We start from the raw sequence: 17,334 nt of genomic DNA on the forward strand, positions 1-17,334 counted from the left end.
GTGACCAGCTCGCACCGGTACGCAACAAGACTCCGGAAGGAGCTCGCATGACCGTCACACCAGACCAGGTGACCGCCGAGGCGCCACTCTCGCAGGAAGAGACGATCGCTTCGCTGGGCCACTACGAGTACGGCTGGTCGGATTCCGACACGGCCGGTGCCAGCGCGCAGCGCGGTCTGTCCGAGGACGTCGTGCGGGACATTTCCGCGAAGAAGAACGAGCCGGACTGGATGCTCGACATCCGTCTCAAGGCGCTGCGCACCTTCGACAAGAAGCCGATGCCGCACTGGGGTTCGAACCTCGAGGGCATCGACTTCGACAACATCAAGTACTTCGTGCGGTCGACGGAGAAGCAGGCCGCGTCCTGGGAGGATCTGCCCGAGGACATCAAGAACACGTACGACAAGCTCGGTATCCCGGAGGCGGAGAAGCAGCGTCTCATCGCGGGTGTCGCGGCGCAGTACGAGTCCGAGGTCGTCTACCACCAGATCCGTGAGGATCTCGAGGAGCAGGGCGTCATCTTCCTCGACACCGATTCGGGTCTGCGGGAGCATCCGGAACTGTTCCGCGAGTACTTCGGCTCGGTCATCCCGGCCGGCGACAACAAGTTCTCCGCGCTGAACACCGCCGTCTGGTCGGGTGGCTCGTTCATCTACGTTCCGCCGAACGTGCACGTCGACATCCCGCTGCAGGCCTACTTCCGGATCAACACCGAGAACATGGGCCAGTTCGAGCGGACCTTGATCATCGTCGACGAGGGTGCGTCGGTGCACTACGTCGAGGGCTGCACCGCCCCGATCTACAAGTCCGACTCGCTGCACTCCGCGGTCGTCGAGATCATCGTCAAGAAGGGCGGCCACTGCCGCTACACGACGATCCAGAACTGGTCGAACAACGTCTACAACCTGGTCACCAAGCGCACCAAGGTCGAGGCGGGCGGTTCGATGGAGTGGATCGACGGCAACATCGGCTCCAAGGTGACGATGAAGTACCCGGCCGTGTGGATGATGGGCGAACACGCCCGCGGCGAGGTGCTCTCCGTCGCGTTCGCCGGGGAGGGCCAGCACCAGGACACCGGCGCGAAGATGCTGCACCTGGCGCCGCACACGACCTCCAACATCGTGAGCAAGTCGGTGGCCCGCGGCGGCGGCCGGTCCTCCTACCGCGGCCTGGTCCAGATCAACAAGGGCGCACACGGCTCGAAGTCGAACGTCGAGTGCGACGCCCTCCTGGTCGACCAGATCAGCCGCTCGGACACCTACCCGTACGTCGACATCCGCGAGGACGACGTGACGATGGGCCACGAGGCGACGGTGTCCAAGGTCAGCGACGACCAGTTGTTCTACCTCATGAGCCGCGGACTGAGCGAGGACGAGGCGATGGCCATGGTGGTGCGAGGGTTCGTGGAGCCCATCGCGAAGGAACTGCCGATGGAGTACGCGCTCGAGCTCAACCGCCTGATCGAACTGCAGATGGAAGGGGCCGTGGGTTAGTGGCCAGCGCAAGTGAGACGACCGGTGTGAAGGCAGCGGTCGCCGCGGAGAACGTGGCTCCGGCCACCAACAAGGGTGAGGTCTTCACCTCGTTCGACGTGAACGCGTTCGAGGTACCGGCCGGACGGGACGAGGCATGGCGGTTCACGCCGCTGCGCCGGCTGCGGGGCCTGCACGACGGCACCGCGGTCCGCTCGGGTGCCGCGACCGTCGAGGTGACCGCCGGTGACGGCGTCGTCGTCGAGACCGTCGGACGCGACGACGCCCGTCTCGGGCAGGGCGGTGTGCCCGCCGACCGGGTGGCGGCGCAGGCGTATTCGGGATTCGAGTCGGCCACCGTCGTGACCGTCGGCGCCGAGCGTGAGGTCGCCGAACCGGTCACCGTCACGGTCACCGGTCCCGGCGCCGAGCAGGTGGCGTTCGGGCACCTGCAGATCCGGCTCGAGGCGTTCGCCTCCGCGACCGTCGTTCTCGACGAGAAGGGCAGCGGCACGTACGCCGAGAACGTCGAGTTCGTTCTCGGGGACAGCGCCAAGCTGACCGTCGTCGCCGTCCAGGACTGGGCCGACGACGCCGTCCACGCTGCCGCCCACCACATCCGGGTCGGCCGCGACGCGACGCTGCGCTACACGGCCGTCACCCTCGGCGGTGACGTCGTCCGGGTCACCCCGACCGTCCGCTACGACGGTCCGGGGGGCGACGCCGAACTGCTGGGCCTGTACTTCGCGGATGCCGGCCAGTTCTTCGAGCACCGGCTGCTCGTCGATCACGCGCAGCCGCACTGCAAGTCGAACGTCGTCTACAAGGGTGCGCTGCAGGGCGACCCCGGCTCGGGCAAGCCGGACGCGCACACGGTGTGGGTCGGTGACGTGCTGATCCGGGCCGAGGCCGAGGGCACCGACACGTACGAGATGAACCGCAACCTGGTGCTCACCGACGGTGCCCGTGCCGACTCGGTGCCGAACCTCGAGATCGAGACCGGCGAGATCGTCGGCGCCGGTCACGCCAGCACCACCGGCCGGTTCGACGACGAGCAGCTGTTCTACCTGCGCGCCCGGGGCATTCCGGAGGCCCAGGCCCGGCGCCTGGTCGTGCGGGGGTTCTTCCACGAGATCATCAACCGCATCGCCGTTCCGGAGGTGCGGGAGCGCCTCGAGGCTGCGGTCGAGGCCGAACTCGCCTCCATCGGCGTCTGATCCGGTCAGCCGCCTTTCCACCGATACTTCGCCGATACCCTGCTAGGAAATCGAATGTCTGCACCTGAAAACTCGGTTCTCGAAATCAAGGACCTGCACGTCGACGTCGCCAACTCGGACGAGAACGCCGAGCCGATCAACATCCTCAAGGGCGTGAACCTGACGGTCCGCTCGGGTGAGACGCACGCGATCATGGGCCCGAACGGCTCCGGCAAGTCGACCCTGTCGTACGCGATCGCCGGCCACCCCAAGTACGAGGTGACGTCCGGTTCCATCACCCTCAACGGTGAGAACGTCCTCGAGATGAGCGTCGACGAGCGTGCCCGGGCCGGCCTGTTCCTGGCCATGCAGTACCCGGTCGAGGTGCCCGGCGTCTCGATGTCGAACTTCCTGCGCACCGCCGCGACCGCGGTCCGTGGCGAGGCCCCGAAGCTGCGCCACTGGGTCAAGGAAGTCAAGGGCGCGATGAACGAGCTCGAGATCGATCCGGCGTTCGGTGAGCGGTCGGTCAACGAGGGTTTCTCCGGTGGCGAGAAGAAGCGTCACGAGATCCTGCAGCTGGGTCTGCTCGCGCCGAAGATCGCGATCCTCGACGAGACCGACTCGGGTCTCGACGTCGACGCGCTGCGCATCGTCTCCGAGGGCGTCAACCGCTACAAGGAGAAGCAGAACGGCGGCATCCTGCTGATCACGCACTACACCCGCATCCTGCGGTACATCGAGCCGGAGTTCGTGCACGTGTTCGCGAACGGTCAGATCGTCGAGTCCGGTGGACCCGAGCTCGCCGACGAGCTCGAGACCAACGGCTACGTGCGATTCACCCAGGTCGCAGGGGCGTAGGGCCGTGACCACCACGGTGCCTGCACTGGACGTCACCAGGATCCGGGAGGACTTCCCGATCCTGGGACGCACCGTGCGTGACGGAAAACCTCTCGTGTACCTGGATTCGGGTGCGACGTCGCAGCGCCCGGTGCAGGTGCTCGACGCCGAGCGGGAGTTCCTCACCACGTGCAACGCCGCGGTGCACCGGGGTGCGCATCAGCTGGCCGAGGAGGCCACCGACGCGTACGAGGGTGCCCGTGCGGCGATCGCCTCGTTCGTCGGTGCCGACTCCGACGAGCTGGTGTTCACCAAGAACGCCACCGAGTCCCTCAACCTGGTGGCGTACGTGTTCGGCGACGACCGGTTCGACCGGGTCGTCGGCCCCGGTGACGAGATCGTCGTCACCGAACTCGAACACCACGCGAACCTGGTGCCGTGGCAGGAGCTGGCCCGCCGTACGGGTGCCACGCTGCGCTGGTACGGCATCACCGACGACGGCCGCATCGACCTGGAGTCGCTCGAGCTGACCGACAAGGTCAAGGTCGTCGCGTTCACGCACCAGTCGAACGTGACGGGCGCGATCTCGCCGGTCGCCGAACTGGTCCGCCGGGCGCAGGCCGTCGGTGCGATCACGGTGCTCGACGCGTGCCAGTCGGTGCCGCATCTCGCCGTCGACTTCCGTTCCCTCGGCGTCGATTTCGCGGCGTTCTCCGGGCACAAGATGCTCGGCCCGTCCGGGGTCGGCGTGCTGTACGGGCGTCGCGCACTGCTGGCGTCGATGCCGCCGTTCATCACGGGCGGCTCGATGATCGAGACCGTCACGATGGAGGGCAGCACGTACGCGCCGCCGCCGCAGCGCTTCGAGGCCGGTGTGCCGATGACGTCGCAGGTGGTGGGTCTCGGTGCGGCCGTGAACTATCTGTCGGCGATCGGGATGGACGCTGTCGCCGCGCACGAACACCAGCTCGTCACCGCGGCCCTCGACGGGCTGGCCGGTATCGACGGGGTCCGTATCGTCGGCCCCACCGACGGCGTCGACCGGGGATCGGCGGTGTCGTTCCTGGTCGACGGGATCCACGCCCACGATCTGGGGCAGGTCCTCGACGACGACGGTGTCGCTGTCCGCGTCGGACATCACTGCGCGTGGCCGATGCACCAGCGGTTCGGTATCGCCGCGACCGCGCGGGCGTCGTTCGCGCTGTACAACACGCTCGACGAGGTCGATGCGCTGGTCGCCGGGATCCGGCGGGCGCAGGCCTTCTTCGGAGTCGGAGGGAACTGAACGTGCGACTCGAGCAGATGTACCAGGAAGTGATCCTGGACCACTACAAGCACCCGCACGGCCGTGGGCTGCGGGATCCGTTCGGCGCCGAGGTGCATCACGTCAACCCGACATGCGGCGACGAGATCACGCTGCGGGCCGCGCTCACCGAAGGCGCGGACGGGCGGCTCGTGGTCTCCGACGTCTCGTACGACGGTCAGGGCTGCTCGATCAGTCAGGCGTCGACATCGGTGCTGTTCGATCAGATCGTCGGTATGCCGCTAGACGAGGCCCTCGCGGCCGTCGACGCGTTCAACGAGATGATCACCAGCCGCGGCACCGTCGAGGGCGACGAGGACGTCCTCGGTGACGGCATCGCGTTCAGCGGGGTGTCGAAGTACCCGGCGCGCGTGAAGTGCGCACTACTGGGATGGATGGCGTTCAAGGACGCCGTCGTGCAGATCCTGGACGACAACGAACTGGCTCGAACCGGAGGACAGGCATCATGACGGATACCCAGGCCGAGCAGGCCGGCACCGAGCCCACCGCCGAGGTGGGGGAGTACGGCGCGACGCTCACCCCGGAGCGTCTCGACGAGCTCGAGGAGGCGATGCGTGACGTCGTCGACCCCGAACTCGGCATCAACGTCGTCGATCTCGGACTGGTCTACGACTTCAAGGAGATCGACGAGAACGGCATCGACGTCGTGCAACTCGACATGACGCTCACCTCGGCGGCGTGCCCGCTGACCGACGTCATCGAGGAGCAGTCGAAGCGGGCGCTGGTGAACGGGAGCCTGTGCGACGAGCTGCGCATCAACTGGGTGTGGATGCCGCCGTGGGGTCCGGACAAGATCACCGACGACGGACGCGAGCAGCTGCGTGCCCTCGGGTTCACCGTCTAGGTCCCTGACCTATCCGGAGGTCGGGGCCACGGCCGGCGCACTGCCGGCCGGCTACCGGCACATCCGGGAATCACTGTGCATCGGACGCGGTGAGGACACGTTCCTCGCCGCGTCCGACGCGTTGATGCGCTGGGACGTGCACCGGCGGGCGGGGCTGCGGGTGGAGGCGCCGGGGCCGGCCGCGGTCGGCACCGAGGTGGTGCTGCGCTGGTGCGGGTTCCGGATCCCGTGCCGCGTCGTCCACACGATCGACGAACCGGGCCGACGCGGCTTCGCGTACGGCACCCTGCCCGGACATCCGGAATCGGGGGAGGAACGGTTCTGTGTGGAGCACCGCCCCGACGGTTCCGTGCATGCCGTGATCACCGCGTTCTCGCGGCCGGGACGCTGGTTCACCCGGATCGGGGACCCCGTCGCGCGGCGGGTGCAGCAGCATATGACGGCGCGGTACCTGCGGGCGATGGCCGGGTGACGGGTCACGCGTGCCTGCGCCGCGCCGACCCCTTCTTCGAGGGAACCGATGCGGGGTGGCTCTTCCTCTCGGCCTCGTCGAGGCTGCGTTGCAGGGCGGCGACCAGATCGACGACGTCGGCGTCCTCCGCGGCCCGGGCGCGTTCGGCGGCGGGAATGACCTTCTCCCCGCCGTGCGCGAGGGTGTCGTCGATCAGTTGACGGAGTTCGATCTGGTAGTCGTCGGTGAATTCGGAGGGGACGAAGTCGTCGGCCATGTTCTCGACGAGGCTGCTCGCCATCGTCAGTTCCTGCGGCCGGGGCGCGGAGGCGGCATCGAGGGCGGGGAAGTCGACGGCCCGCACCTCGTCGGGCCACAGCAGTGTCTGGAGGACCAGGACGCCGCCACGTTCCCGCAGTGCGGCCAGTCGCGTCTTCTGTCGGAGGGTGAAGTGCACGAGCGCGGTGCGTTCGGTCTTCGCGAGCGTCCTCGCCAGCAGCACATAGGCTTTCGGTGAGGTCGAGTCGGGCTCGAGGTAGTAGCTCTTCTCGAACAGGATCGGATCGATCTGGTCGCCGGGCACGAACTGCAGGACCGGGATCTCGTGGCTCTCGGCGGCGGGCAGCTTCTCGAAGTCGTCGTCGGTGAGGACCACTCGGTCGCCGTCCTCCGAGTCGTAGGCCTTCTCGATGTCGGTGTACCGGACCGTCTCCCCGCATTCGCTGCACACCCGGGTGTAGCGGATCCGTCCACCGTCCCGGGCGTGGACCTGGTGGAAGTGGATGTCGTGGTCCTCGGTGGCCGAGTAGATCTTGACCGGCACGTTGACCAGCCCGAATGCGATGGATCCCTTCCAGATGGAACGCATGTCTCCACTATCGTCCCGATCGGTCGGGAGTGTGGGCAGCGGAGATCGTTCCGAGACGTTCCGGTGTCCGGCAGGTGACCTCGGCGTGCCTGCGGCGAACACCGCGCCAATACCGAAACAACACTTGCTACAAGGCCTTCTCGATTGGTCCAGACCGATTCACGCTGGTGTCCGTGATCAAGAACAACACCCCCAAGGCCCTGTCCCTCCTGCTCGCCGCGGGCGCCCTCACCGCCGGTGTCGCCACCGCCTCCGCCGGTATTGCCGGCGCCGCCCCCGGCTCGTCGGCCCCCGACGGCTCCGGCATCACCAAGACCGTCGTCATCGGCCTCGACGGCACGATGCTCGACCAGGTCGAGGCCGCAGACGCCCCCAATCTGCACCGGCTGATCGCCGAGGGAACCAGCGGCCAGTCGTCGATCCTCGGCCACCCGACGATCTCCGGCCCGTCGTGGTCGACGATCCTCACCGGCGTGTGGCACACCAAGCACGGCGTCGTCGACAACACGTTCACGGGATCGAACTACGAGCAGTACCCGTCGGCGTTCACCCGCATCGAGACGGCGAAGCCGGAGATGCGCACCGCCGCCATCTCCACGTGGGGTGGCATCGCCACGATCGCCGGATCCGGCACCCCGAAGGCCGACGTTGTCGTCACCACCCCCGGCGCCGGCAGCGGAGCCGCCACCGATGCCGCTACCGCCGACGCCGTCGTGAACGAAATCGCTTCGAACGGGCCGGAATTCGTGTTCACCCAGCTCGACCAGGTCGACGGCGCCGGTCACTCGTCGGGCACCGCCGGCTCCGAGTACCGGCCGTCGCTCGAACGCGTCGACGTCGAGGTCGGCAAGATCGTCGACGCCGTCGACGCCCGCAGCAAGGCCACCGGCGAGAAGTGGACGATCCTCGTCACCTCCGACCACGGCCACAAGCCGAACGGCGGACACGGCGGCCAGAGCGAGGCCGAAGGCGTCACGTTCGTGATCGCCCGCGGCGCCGGCTACCAGGCGGGTGTCGTCGACGACACGCTCACCATCGCCGACATCACCCCCACCGTTCTCGACAACCTGGGCCTGGACCAGCCCGCCGACCTCGACGGCACCCCGATCGAGAAGGGCGCGCCGACCGCGACCGGATCGCTGGGGCTCCTGACCGGCTCGCTCGGCAACTGAGGTAGCGACGTCACGCCCGCCGGGCACCGGCTCGCGCCAGTGTCCGGCGGGTCCCCGGCTCCGCGGCCCGGAACAGCGACCACATCGCGGCCGTCGTGCCGAGAACGTCGGTACGCCCGGACAGGTAGGCGCGTTGCCGGGCGATCGGCAGCGCGAAGAACGCGTCGAAGAACCCGGCCGTGGCCGACGGCTCGAGATCCAGCAGCGCGGACAGGCCGATGTCCCGCAGGCGCCGCACCGTGCGGGCGTGCCACGGCCACAACGCCTTCGACGGATCGTGTCCCCGCGCGAGAGACTCGACGACGGTGTCGACCGCAGCCAGCGACGCCGCGACGCTGTAGCCGGTGCCGGGATGGACCAGGCCCGCCCGAGCCCCGAACGCGGGCACCGACGTCGACTCGCGCGGCGCCTGCACCGGGAACCGGACCCGTTCCACCTCGACGTTCGCCGGGAGTTCCACGCCGCGGGCGGCGAGCCGGGCATCGAGACGCCGACGTAGTTCGCCGAGGGGCAGGCCCGGACTGCCGACGAGGCAGGTCTCCTCGAGCAGCACCGTGTCCTCGCCGAGCGGCACCGCGTACAGGAACGACGGCGGATCGTCGGGGCCGGTGCCGTTGTCGGGCCGCCAGTCCATGAACCAGCCGTCACCGCCACCGAGCGCGGGTGCCGCCACCACCGCCGGCACCACCACCCCGAACGCCGTCTGTTCCGCGAGCGTCGGATCCGGTTGCAGCCCACGGGCATCGATCACGCGGTGGGCGTCGACGCGGGTGCCGTCGCGCAGCGTCACCGACCACGGGGTGAGGGCGTCCGAGAAACCGGTCACCACCCGGACACCGGTGAGATCGAGACGCCGGTGCAGCGCGACGTTGTCGAGGACGCCGTACGTGCGGTCGAGGATCCGCTCGCGGATGCCGTGCACGCGGGGTCGGGGGAGCCGGGCACGCCAGACATCGCAGTCGCCGAGCCAGCCGGGGATCTCGTCCACCCACGCGGCATACGTGGCCTGCCACGGACGATCCGGATGCGGATCGACCGCGACCACGTCGAGTCCCCGGACGGCGGCACGATGCGCGAGGGCGCGGCCGGCGGGACCGAGGCCGACGACCGCGAGATCCGGGACGGCGTTCAGAGCGACCCCGTCGCGAGCAGGCCGCCGTCGACGCGCACCGTCTCCCCGGTGATCCAGGAGGCGGCGTCGGAGACGAGGAAACCGACGAGCCGGGCGACGTCCTCGGGGCTGCCGAAACGCTGCATCGGATACATGCTCGACACCTGATCCTCACCGGCCGCGACGAGAGCGGCCGCGAACTTCGTCTTCACCACACCCGGTGCGACGGCGTTGACCCGGATCCCCGGACCCAGCTGCCACGCCAGTTCCTCGGTGAGCCGGATCAGGGCCGCCTTCGACGCCCCGTACGCGGCGATCACCCCCGACGACCGGATACCCGCGACGCTCGCGAGGTTGACGACTGCACCGCCGTGCTCGCTCATCCACACCCGGTACGCCTCCTGCACGAACCCGAGGGCGGCGACGACGTTGACGTCGAAGATCTTGCGGACCGCATCGAGGTCGGCGTCCATCAGCGCCCCGAAGACGGGGTTGATGCCGGTGTTGTTGATCAGGACGTCGAGGGACCCGAACTCAGCGACCGCGCGGGCGACGGCGTCGTGGCGGTGCTCACGGTCACCGGAGTTCCCGGGAACGGCGAGGACCCGCCCGTCGTGCCCGAGGCCGCGCAGCCGGGCCGCGGCCTCCTCGAGTGGATCCGGTTTGCGGGCGGTGACGACGACGTTCGCGCCGCGCCCCAGGAGTTCGGCCGCAATCGCCTCACCGATACCACGGCTCGCGCCGGTGACGAGCGCGGTGCGTCCCTGCAGGTCCTTCTCGCGTGTCATGGATCCGGACGGTAGTGCACGCCACGGGGTCGGGGAGTGGCGACAGGCCGGGCTACCGGTAAAATCGGTGGTTCTTGTGCCCGGCGTCGCCGGGACGATCCCCGCTCTCGAGGAGTTCTTGTTGATTACCGCCACCGACCTGGAAGTTCGTGCCGGTGTGCGGACGCTGCTGTCCGCCCCTGGTTCGGCCCTGCGTGTGCAGGCCGGCGACCGGATCGGGCTGGTCGGCCGTAACGGTGCCGGCAAGACCACGACGCTGCGGATCCTCGCCGGTGAGGGCGAGCCGTATGCGGGCACGGTCGTCCGGAGCGGTGATCTCGGCTATCTGCCGCAGGACCCCAAGGAGGGTGACCTGACGGTGCTCGCGAAGGACCGGGTGCTCTCCGCGCGCGGCCTCGACGACATCATCAAGAAGATGGAGAAGCAGCAGGCCATCATGGCCGAGGCCGCCGACGACGCCACCCGGGACAAGGCCGTGCGCAAGTTCGGCAACCTCGAGGACCGGTTCTCCGCGCTCGGCGGGTACGTCGCCGAATCCGAGGCCGCCCGCATCTGCCACAGCCTCGGCCTGCCCGACCGGGTCCTCGGGCAGCCGCTGCAGACCCTCTCCGGTGGTCAGCGTCGCCGCGTCGAACTGGCCCGCATCCTGTTCGCCGCGTCGGACGGCTCGGGCGGCAAGTCGAACACGACGCTGCTGCTCGACGAGCCCACCAACCACCTCGATGCCGACTCCATCACGTGGCTGCGCGGATTCCTGCAGAACCACGACGGCGGCCTCATCGTCATCAGTCACGACGTCGACCTGCTCGCCGACGTCGTGAACAAGGTGTGGTTCCTCGACGCGGTGCGCGGCGAGGCCGACATCTACAACATGGGCTGGAAGAAGTACCTCGACGCCCGCGCCACCGACGAGGCCCGGCGTCGCCGGGAGCGCGCCAACGCGGAGAAGAAGGCCGGTGCGTTGCGGGCCCAGGCCGCGAAGCTCGGTGCGAAGGCCACCAAGGCCACCGCGGCGCAGAACATGGCCAAGCGTGCCGACAAGATGATGGCTGCGCTCGACGAGGTGCGGGTGGACGACAAGGTCGCGCACATCCGGTTCCCGGAGCCCGCGCCGTGTGGCAAGACGCCGCTCATGGCGAAGGAACTCACGAAGGTGTACGGGTCGCTGGAGATCTTCACCGGTGTGGACCTGGCCATCGACCGTGGTTCCCGCGTCGTCATCCTGGGCCTCAACGGTGCCGGCAAGACGACGCTGCTGCGTCTCCTCGCCGGCACCGAGCAGCCCGACCTCGGCGAGCTGGTCCCCGGCCACGGCCTGAAGATCGGGTACTTCGCGCAGGAACACGACACCCTCGACGACGACGCCACCGTGTGGGAGAACATCCGGCACGCCGCCCCCGACGCGGGCGAGCAGGATCTGCGCGGCCTGCTCGGCGCGTTCATGTTCACCGGCCCGCAGCTCGAGCAGCCCGCCGGCACCCTCTCCGGTGGTGAGAAGACCCGACTGGCGCTGGCCGGGCTGGTGTCGTCGGCGGCCAACGTGCTGCTCCTCGACGAACCCACCAACAACCTCGACCCCATCTCCCGGGAACAGGTCCTCGACGCCCTCCGCAGCTACAAGGGTGCCGTCGTCCTCGTCACCCACGACCCCGGCGCCGCCGAGGCCCTGAATCCGGAACGCGTCATCCTGCTGCCCGACGGCACCGAGGACCACTGGTCCCAGGAATACCTCGACCTGATCACCTTGGCATAGGCGGCTGCGTCGCTTGTGCGCCTTTTCGGTGGTGGCTATCACCGAAAAGGCGCACGAGCACTGCAGGTGCTCTAGCCTGGGTGGAACGGAGACTCGTTCAGCCGACCGGAGGTCCGTCATGGCGGAGAGCACGGGAATCTCACGCGGTGCCCGCGTCACAGGGGAGTCGCGCGACAGGTTACGCGACGAACTCAAGGCCGAATACGAGGCGGGAAAGAGTATCCGCAGCCTCGCCGAAAAAACCGGCCGCTCCTACGGTTTCGTTCACAACGTTCTCGTCGAAGCCGACGTGACGCTGCGACGCCGGGGCGGGCCGAACCGGCGCAAGAAGGTCGAGCACTAGCAACGGCGGCGGGAGTGCGGTCCGCGCCGCGTCCCATCACCGGATCGAAATGGGCAGTGGGAGGCACGGCGGGTTCGCCTGTGCACACTCGGATCCAGCGGCGAGGTGGTTGCGGCACCGAGCGCGGTGCAGGGAGTCGTAGCGCGGAATTCGGCGAGGTACCTTGGCGTGATGACTGGGGGAATACTCGCCGGTTCCGGCCTTAGCGATTGCGTACAGAGTGGTGCCGACGATTGTCTGCCCGGGTTCGGGGCGTTCCTGATACTTTTCGGGGCCGGTGTCGTGGGCGTCGTTGTGGTGACCGTGTGGCTGAGCATGGCGACAGTGGCGAGTATCGATATTGTCCGGTCCGATGGGGAAGCGTCGCGGAAGATGCTGTGGTCGGTCGCGGTGTGGGGGCTACCGATCGTCGGAGTGCTGCTCTGGAGGTGGCGCGACAAGCAGTGCTCGAACTCTGCGAGTCGACTGAGCCTGGTCAGTCCTGAAGGTCCACCCCGAGATCTGTGAGGATTTTCCGGACTTCGGTGGCATCGTGCCGGACGGTCCACACCGCGTTGTCTGGTGGTCCGGCCAGGACGATCAGCGCTCGGGTCTCTGCGTGCGGAAGCCGATTGTGAAGACGCAGTTGTCTGCCGTCCGGCGTATAGGTCCATCGGGCAACTGTCGGATTGCGGTGGATCCGATCGAACCCGAACATCAACCGCCGGATATCGCGGCGATCGCACGACCGGTACTCGATCGCTGCACCGGCCTGTACGACGGCGAAGTTGTAGTCGGCCGACCCGTCGAGATGTCGGCGGCGAACGAGATAGGTGCCGTCGAGGAGGTTGTTGCGAGTGACCCATCGCTTGTCCTGGACGGTGCCGGGTGAGGAGTGATCCGGGGCGTAGTACTGCTCGGTGACGGCGGGATCGTACGGGATGTCGACGACCAGCGCATCTCGAACGGTGCCGTGAGTCCATTCGACCAGAGGCTGCCGCGGCCTCCGGAGCCAGTCGTCGAAGTCGATTGTCGGGAACCTGTAGTCCCCAGAGGAGTCTTCGCCTATCAGTCGGCGGACCGGACCTGCCACGTTTATCAATGCCCGCGTGCGTCCGTCGAGATGACGCAACGGGATGCCGCTGACCAGCAGACCATCGGGCCTGCCCTGCTGGCGGACCACCGTTCCACCGACGGATAGCCATTGGTCGCGTCCGACTCGGGCGACGTCCCCGACCGCTGACAGCATGCTCAGGCGCAGCCGAAGTGTTCTACGGAGGGTAGCGTCGTCGACGTCGTCGAAGAACATCTGTGAATCCATCGCGCGGTCCAGCAGCGTTCGGGTGGAGACGGGAACCTCACCCCGCGTCGAGGCCCACGCCACGGCACGTAGTGCTTCGTATGTGAGTTCCTCGTTACCCGCGTGCTCGGGTAGGGCGAGACTCTCCCGTAATCTGCTGCTCGCTTCCAGTGCGCTGATCCGTTCGAGACGCAGTGGACCGTCGTCGATCATGTAAACCGCTGGCGGAGTCGGTATGCCACCCGCTGCAGGCGAGGTGCTGAGGATCCAGGGGCAAGAGAGTTGACCGCCTCGACGACATCGGGTTCGGTGAGTGACGTCGTGAGTGCGGGCAGTAAGACACACTCGACGATGGATTCTTCGAGGTCGGTACCTGATTCGAACGCGGACATCGTCGACCCGAACCTGCGGGCGACGTCGAGAACCCCGTTGTCGATCGGCCAGTAGCGGGCAGTATCCGCGGCTAGTCGCTCGATGAGTGTCTCGACATTCTTCGGTGTGTGGGGGGCGGGCTGTGTCTCGAACACGGCGTGCATGGCGGACAGGTCTGACACGTCGGATGCTGCTGCGGCGACGTCGATCGCCACACAGAACCCCCACACGTCGGGGCTGACGGGTGCGGTGGCGGCACCGGCGACGGCCGTGGCTGCCACGACGAGACCGTCGGAGGGAACGAACCGATCGAGCCCGACCACACTGCGCGCCGCCGTCGGGACGTCGATCCGGCGCCCGGGTGTCTGTAGCCACGGGACGAGAAACGATTCGGTGGGCGCCTGATTGATTCCGTCCAATACGAGAATGCCGGGGCCGTCGGCGTGTACGGCACTGTCTGCCCCGGTGAGCACGCCCAGCGTGCTGCGGGCGGTTCCTGGATCGCGGGAGGTAACACCGAGAAGGTCGAGGGGGTGCAGGACATCGTGGGCAATCGGCATCCGGACGATGCGGCTGGCGCAGGTGATCGCAGCGTAAACGTCGAGGGCGGACGGGCCACCGTTGCCGAGGAGTAGGGGGACCAGCCTGGCCCGGAACGCTGCATGGAGTTGCTGCAGGACTCGGGGCATTACACCCGCTGCGCTGCCGGCCGTTTCGAAACTGCGGGCAATCTTGTCAGAGGAGACCAGTGTCACGTCGGCGGCGACTGGAGGGAATGGGGCGTCGAGCACGGCTCGTGTGGCGGGGCGAGATGGGGTGGCAGACGCACCGTGTCCGAGCGCGCGGAGTAGGACGGAATCCCCGAGCAGTTCGCTCGCGCCGTCAGCGATTTCACCGACCCGCTGTGTCACATGGTCCTCGAGCGCTGCGAGTTGCCGGGCGACGTCCGCATCGATGTTTGCGGCCTCCTGACGGACGTACTCCACCTCGGTAGTGAGCTGATCGTGTTCGGTACGCAGTGCCGCGATCGACTCGCGTAGAGACGTGAGTTCGGTATTCGCGGAAGCTGTCTCAGCGGCGATCCGTGCGTGGGCCTCCTGTAGTGCAGTGCGGTTGGCTTCCTCGGTGGCGTGCGTGATGCGATCAGAGACGCGCGGGTGCTCGAGAACTAGATCGATCAGGTCCGTAGCCCAGCCTTCGACCGAACCGCTGTCCTCGCAGATCATGAACGCGCGTTCGAATCGTGCTCGATCGATTCGGCGTTCACTCATGGTGGCAGCCTCGCGGAGGAAATCAGCCACCTGGGCTCGGAGATTCTTCGTCTCCAAGGCAGGAGGGGCCTCGCGGGAGCGCTGCGCGATCACGACTGCACGCCGGAGCGCGGTCTGGAGGGTCTCGTCGTCCGGTCGGCAGTCCAGGAATGCCGTGAATGGCGGTGAAGGTGTGTGGTAACGGCGTCCGTTCACGACGACGAGGGCATTGTCGTCCTCGCTGAACGGAACACGTTCCGGTGGGAAGCCGCTCGGTTCGAGGAAGAATCGGGTGCCGTCCTCCCGAGCACGGAACGGACCGAGGGTGATCTTGTCTGCGGCGAGAACGTAGACGTCCCGTCCGGCCTCAACTTCGGGCATGGTGTCGAACCAGATCTTCATCGCCCGCTGGTACGCCTCCCAGTAGCGGAGGTGCCGGAGATCGAGGACCGGGCATAGATACTCGGGGCGACTCACCTTGAAATGGTCGTCTCGCCCTGGCTGGTTCTCGACAACTGTTAGGAGGATCGCGGACCCTTGCTGGACGTCGAAGGCGTTCCACCAGAAGATGTTTCCGTTGGTGGGGGCGTCTGCAGGGTCGGCCGGACGCCAGGAATCCTTGTCGAGAACGAATTGCGGCTCGACACCCGCGATACGGGGAGAACCGCTATTGATCCAGCTGATGGAACCGATGATCTGTGTTCCGATGGAAACTGCCACCCGGACATGTTACGGACAGCGATTGCGGCGAGTCGCCGCCCGGTCACCGTTGCGTGCGGGGCCAGTGGGGAGGCATCGCTCCTACCGGTCTGCCGGTCGCGGCAACGTGCGCCGACATCCACGACGGTCTCAGCCGCGGCTCCCTGGCGAGTGTTCGTTCGGGGGCCGTAACCCGCACGAATCCGAGGTTCCCGGCGTCGACCTCGAACTCGTGTGCGTGGGCGGCGTGCTCGTTCAGCCAGGCTGTCGTGGTCTCCGCATTCGCATTGTGGAGTGCGTGCCTGGCGTGAGTGTGCGTGCGAACGGTCGCCGAGAACGTCAACGCCGGAATCCTCGTGGTGATCCGGTAGACGGCGGCAGTGCTCGCGGAGCGATAGGTGCCGTGGACCGGTAACGACGTGTCGTCGGCGATCAGTGCCCACGGGTCGTCGGGACGATCGATTGTCGCTCGGTCGGCCGGAACGACCTCATAGTGGAGGGCATCACCACGACGGTCGGTACGCAGTCGCACCGCCCCTCGTCGGGTGACTGTGACGGAAATCAGACGTTGGGCCGACGTGGACCGCTTAGAGATCTCGATACCGCGTACCGTGTTGTCCGCCGATTCGGCAGCCACGACGCTGGCGTCCCGGGCAGGAAGCGCGACGACCGGCATCCCAGCGTGATAACAGGGCCCGTTCGTGTCGTACTCGATGGGTGGTGTCAACAGACGAGTCCGGGAGTAGGCGGTCTCGAGAAGAGCGGCGAACCGGCTCAGCCACTTTGTTGCATGCCGGGATTCTTGCTGGGGGAGCGTTACCAGCCATGCGGACCACAGGGTTCCGTCGGAGTGAATCGATTCGAGCCGTCGGGCGTCGAGCTGTCGTGGCGGCTCGGCGGTTTTGCTGCCAATCAGGACGAGTCGCTGTCCCCAGTGGAGCGGTACCCACGGATCGTGTCGGTGGAACGCGCCCCCGCGGTACTGAGCGAACAAGGCCCCGGTCTCCGGAATGCCTGGAAGGACGACGTTCCACCGGTCACGGCGGACGGTCGACGGCCAGCGCCCGATCGTTCGGAACTCGGTGTGGTGCCGGGACGGCCCGATTCGCACGACGTTGCGGGTGGATCCGGGACTGAGGCGGTCGATCTCGAGGGATTCGTGGTGAACACCGTTGTGTCGCACCTCGATCCCCTCGAATCGGAGGAGAGAGACCGCAGTCATGAGACTCTCGTCGACTGGAATCTCGTCCAGCTCGATGATCAGATCCCAGGAGCGGGTCAGTGGATTGATGTGAACGAGGTGCCGGGCGCCGCGCCGGACGCCCCAGTTAGTGCCGGACCGTCCGAAACTCGGGTGGTAGTTCTCGCAGTCCTCGGGCGCTGTGTACTTCTGGTGTGCGAAATGAGCGGTGTTGATTCTCCCGGCTCTCAGGTCAGCAGCGCCCAGACAGATCGGGCATCGATAGAAGCCGGCTCGATTCGCGTTCGTGGCCGGGATGACGATGCCCTTCCGTGCGTCCAGTGCGTGTTTCACAGCTCCGGTCCCGTCCTTCTCCGATTCGGATCAACGCC

17 protein-coding genes are annotated in these 17,334 nt (G+C 67.4%); 11 read left to right on the forward strand and 6 right to left on the reverse strand.

Annotated features, from left to right (window positions below; translation table 11 throughout):
* Positions 1 to 47 precede the first annotated feature (47 nt).
* From sufB to Q5696_RS10090, 7 genes are read left to right on the forward strand one after another with little or no spacing between them, the layout of a single operon-like run.
* Complete coding sequence (gene sufB, locus Q5696_RS10060; RefSeq protein WP_305094983.1) at positions 48 to 1,493, forward strand: Fe-S cluster assembly protein SufB; 1,446 nt, start codon at positions 48 to 50, stop codon at positions 1,491 to 1,493.
* A gap of 26 nt (positions 1,494 to 1,519) precedes the next feature.
* Positions 1,520 to 2,689 (forward strand): Fe-S cluster assembly protein SufD, encoded by a 1,170-nt coding sequence (sufD, locus tag Q5696_RS10065; RefSeq protein WP_305095223.1) that lies wholly within the window; start codon positions 1,520 to 1,522, stop codon positions 2,687 to 2,689.
* Positions 2,690 to 2,743: 54 nt separating this feature from the next.
* Positions 2,744 to 3,529, forward strand: a complete 786-nt coding sequence (sufC, locus tag Q5696_RS10070; protein ID WP_305094984.1) for a Fe-S cluster assembly ATPase SufC — start codon at positions 2,744 to 2,746, stop codon at positions 3,527 to 3,529.
* Positions 3,530 to 3,533: 4 nt separating this feature from the next.
* A complete protein-coding gene (locus tag Q5696_RS10075; protein ID WP_305094985.1) occupies positions 3,534 to 4,793 on the forward strand; it encodes a cysteine desulfurase in 1,260 nt (419 codons plus the stop codon).
* A 2-nt stretch (positions 4,794 to 4,795) separates the two neighbouring features.
* On the forward strand, positions 4,796 to 5,281 hold the full coding sequence (sufU, locus tag Q5696_RS10080) for a Fe-S cluster assembly sulfur transfer protein SufU (protein ID WP_305094986.1): 486 nt from the start codon (positions 4,796 to 4,798) through the stop codon (positions 5,279 to 5,281).
* Positions 5,278 to 5,676 (forward strand): metal-sulfur cluster assembly factor, encoded by a 399-nt coding sequence (locus Q5696_RS10085; protein WP_305094987.1) that lies wholly within the window; start codon positions 5,278 to 5,280, stop codon positions 5,674 to 5,676. Before sufU ends, Q5696_RS10085 begins: the two co-directional genes overlap by 4 nt.
* Complete coding sequence (locus Q5696_RS10090; RefSeq protein ID WP_305094988.1) at positions 5,654 to 6,148, forward strand: DUF1990 domain-containing protein; 495 nt, start codon at positions 5,654 to 5,656, stop codon at positions 6,146 to 6,148. The genes Q5696_RS10085 and Q5696_RS10090 overlap by 23 nt, the downstream gene beginning before the upstream one ends.
* 4 nt (positions 6,149 to 6,152) lie before the next feature.
* Here the strand turns inward: Q5696_RS10090 and ku are convergent, their stop codons facing one another.
* Complete coding sequence (gene ku / locus Q5696_RS10095; protein WP_305094989.1) at positions 6,153 to 6,995, reverse strand: non-homologous end joining protein Ku; 843 nt, start codon at positions 6,993 to 6,995, stop codon at positions 6,153 to 6,155.
* Positions 6,996 to 7,168: 173 nt separating this feature from the next.
* Here ku and Q5696_RS10100 point away from each other — a divergent pair, with 173 nt between their 5' ends.
* Positions 7,169 to 8,167, forward strand: a complete 999-nt coding sequence (locus tag Q5696_RS10100; RefSeq protein WP_305094990.1) for an alkaline phosphatase family protein — start codon at positions 7,169 to 7,171, stop codon at positions 8,165 to 8,167.
* A gap of 10 nt (positions 8,168 to 8,177) precedes the next feature.
* On the opposite strand, the gene Q5696_RS10105 is transcribed toward Q5696_RS10100, so the two are convergent.
* A complete protein-coding gene (locus tag Q5696_RS10105; RefSeq protein WP_305095224.1) occupies positions 8,178 to 9,299 on the reverse strand; it encodes a lycopene cyclase family protein in 1,122 nt (373 codons plus the stop codon).
* Positions 9,296 to 10,066, reverse strand: a complete 771-nt coding sequence (locus Q5696_RS10110) for an SDR family oxidoreductase (RefSeq protein ID WP_305094991.1) — start codon at positions 10,064 to 10,066, stop codon at positions 9,296 to 9,298. The genes Q5696_RS10105 and Q5696_RS10110 overlap by 4 nt, the downstream gene beginning before the upstream one ends.
* Positions 10,067 to 10,187: 121 nt before the next feature.
* On the opposite strand from Q5696_RS10110, the gene Q5696_RS10115 reads away from it, so the two are divergent.
* From Q5696_RS10115 to Q5696_RS21455, 3 genes are all read left to right on the forward strand, one after another.
* Positions 10,188 to 11,819 (forward strand): ABC-F family ATP-binding cassette domain-containing protein, encoded by a 1,632-nt coding sequence (locus Q5696_RS10115; RefSeq protein ID WP_305095225.1) that lies wholly within the window; start codon positions 10,188 to 10,190, stop codon positions 11,817 to 11,819.
* 118 nt (positions 11,820 to 11,937) lie between these two features.
* A complete protein-coding gene (locus Q5696_RS10120) occupies positions 11,938 to 12,162 on the forward strand; it encodes a helix-turn-helix domain-containing protein (RefSeq protein WP_305094992.1) in 225 nt (74 codons plus the stop codon).
* A 315-nt stretch (positions 12,163 to 12,477) separates the two neighbouring features.
* A complete protein-coding gene (locus Q5696_RS21455; RefSeq protein ID WP_370654914.1) occupies positions 12,478 to 12,669 on the forward strand; it encodes a PLD nuclease N-terminal domain-containing protein in 192 nt (63 codons plus the stop codon).
* On the opposite strand, the gene druD is transcribed toward Q5696_RS21455, so the two are convergent.
* From druD to Q5696_RS10135, 3 genes are read right to left on the reverse strand one after another with little or no spacing between them, the layout of a single operon-like run.
* Entirely contained in the window at positions 12,638 to 13,654 is a 1,017-nt protein-coding gene (gene druD / locus Q5696_RS10125) for a Druantia-type antiviral defence protein DruD (protein ID WP_305094993.1), read from the reverse strand. The genes Q5696_RS21455 and druD overlap by 32 nt on opposite strands.
* Positions 13,651 to 15,783: a hypothetical protein gene (locus Q5696_RS10130; RefSeq protein WP_305094994.1), complete on the reverse strand. Its 2,133-nt coding sequence runs from the start codon at positions 15,781 to 15,783 to the stop codon at positions 13,651 to 13,653. Before Q5696_RS10130 ends, druD begins: the two co-directional genes overlap by 4 nt.
* 43 nt (positions 15,784 to 15,826) lie before the next feature.
* Positions 15,827 to 17,296: a competence protein CoiA family protein gene (locus tag Q5696_RS10135; protein WP_305094995.1), complete on the reverse strand. Its 1,470-nt coding sequence runs from the start codon at positions 17,294 to 17,296 to the stop codon at positions 15,827 to 15,829.
* Positions 17,297 to 17,334 lie beyond the last annotated feature (38 nt).

The organism is Prescottella sp. R16, from assembly GCF_030656875.1.
Taxonomy (GTDB): Bacteria; Actinomycetota; Actinomycetes; order Mycobacteriales; family Mycobacteriaceae; genus Prescottella.

Excerpts from the sequence above, each read along its gene's own strand:
- Q5696_RS10120 (WP_305094992.1), top strand. The coding sequence starts at position 11,938 with ATGGCGGAGAGCACGGGAATCTCACGCGGTGCCCGCGTCACAGGGGAG.
- Q5696_RS21455 (WP_370654914.1), top strand. The coding sequence starts at position 12,478 with ATGGCGACAGTGGCGAGTATCGATATTGTCCGGTCCGATGGGGAAGCG.
- ku (WP_305094989.1), bottom strand. The coding sequence starts at position 6,995 with ATGCGTTCCATCTGGAAGGGATCCATCGCATTCGGGCTGGTCAACGTG.
- Q5696_RS10110 (WP_305094991.1), bottom strand. The coding sequence starts at position 10,066 with ATGACACGCGAGAAGGACCTGCAGGGACGCACCGCGCTCGTCACCGGC.
- druD (WP_305094993.1), bottom strand. The coding sequence starts at position 13,654 with ATGATCGACGACGGTCCACTGCGTCTCGAACGGATCAGCGCACTGGAA.
- Q5696_RS10085 (WP_305094987.1), top strand. The coding sequence starts at position 5,278 with ATGACGGATACCCAGGCCGAGCAGGCCGGCACCGAGCCCACCGCCGAG.
- sufB (WP_305094983.1), top strand. The coding sequence starts at position 48 with ATGACCGTCACACCAGACCAGGTGACCGCCGAGGCGCCACTCTCGCAG.
- sufC (WP_305094984.1), top strand. The coding sequence starts at position 2,744 with ATGTCTGCACCTGAAAACTCGGTTCTCGAAATCAAGGACCTGCACGTC.